We start from the raw sequence: 1,212 nt of genomic DNA on the forward strand, positions 1-1,212 counted from the left end.
GGATGGTTATTGGGATGCTAGTTTTACAGTTTTTACTCAAGAAGGAACTGAACTAGAGGGACCACTATTGATTGCAATAGATGGAGAAACTGGGGAAATTAACACTATGGAACAACTAATAATGAAGCACAGAAAGGATAGTAGAGTGAAAATTTCAAACCAACCAATAAAAAAACATATTTAATGCCTCAATTTCCGTTTTCAAGTGGCACAATAAAATAGCCCACCCACAGGGGCAGCCGAGAAATCGACTGCCCTCTTTCTACGCTGACAGGCCGATAAAGGCCCCAGGCCCCAACAGCAGGATTGAAGAAAGTCCCCAAACCCACTATAATAGAACTGATAAGCAAGCGGCCTGGAGCATCTACTGCACCCACGACACGGACTCTCGACAGTTTCCCACCGTCCTGCCGAGATCCATTCCGCTGGGCGTGGCTGTGCTGGTGGCATATTCTCCGCAAAACGGCTTGATTCTGCTGGTGATTGCGTTCCTTATCAGCCCATTCGGGCTGCCGAAGCTGGCCTTTTGGCTGCTGAGCCAAGTGCAGGGCCTCAAATATGCGATACAGGATTTGATCTACGGATAAAAAGGCACCCTCTCCATCACTGGAGAGGGTGTTCTGTTCCTATATGCAATTAGGAGTGCCGCTGACGAGCTGATATGAAATAGATTTGTTCACAGTATTGTGCTATACTTTTCTTAAAAAGACGATAATGGAGAATATAAAATGTTTAAAGATTGGTTAGAAATACTCAAACTTATACCTGAAAACAACTGTTCTGCAAGAAAGTTTATCTGTCCTGAGTGTGGCAATGAGAGTATTGAATATATATATATTGGAAGTCCAATCACACATATTGGATACCTTCCTATTTGGTGTTCAAGCTGTAATAAAGGAATACAAATTAGCAGAGTTGAGATACCAAACCAGGCTAAGATGATAGATATTGATGATTTAGAAAAAATAAAAAGCACCATACCTAATTTTAAACAAATTGCCCCGAATACTTAGTCACAGAAACTATCCTTAATTTTGTGTAACCATCCTGCATGGTGCCACACAGAGATTCCATACAGGTTGAAAAAGGAGAACTCATTATATATGAAACAGAAAAATCCTTATAATCCTTTTATTGCGAATCAAATGCCCACACCTTTAACTTTGGGCGAATTGATTTCCTATGGTGCGATTGAAGGAAGTGAAGATGCGT

General features: G+C 41.3%; 2 protein-coding genes and 1 pseudogene. All 3 read left to right on the forward strand.

Features of this window, described 5'->3' with window-relative positions; all coding sequences use genetic code 11:
• Positions 1–184 (forward strand): hypothetical protein (locus B5F88_RS20940; protein WP_204246281.1); only part of this gene is annotated, 184 nt, incomplete at its 5' end.
• Positions 185–425: 241 nt separating this feature from the next.
• Positions 426–587 (forward strand): annotated as a pseudogene (locus B5F88_RS19580) (CD1845 family protein); the annotation flags it as partial.
• Between the two features lie 141 nt (positions 588–728).
• Positions 729–1,013: a hypothetical protein gene (locus B5F88_RS20505; RefSeq protein WP_140402229.1), complete on the forward strand. Its 285-nt coding sequence runs from the start codon at positions 729–731 to the stop codon at positions 1,011–1,013.
• The last annotated feature ends 199 nt before the right edge of the window (positions 1,014–1,212 follow it).

Origin of the sequence: Flavonifractor sp. An306, assembly GCF_002159455.1 — a bacterium.
Classification (GTDB): domain Bacteria; phylum Bacillota; class Clostridia; order Oscillospirales; family Oscillospiraceae; genus Flavonifractor.

Bases quoted from the DNA above. Each gene is read 5' to 3' on its own strand.
- B5F88_RS20505 (WP_140402229.1), top strand. From the start codon at position 729: ATGTTTAAAGATTGGTTAGAAATACTCAAACTTATACCTGAAAACAAC.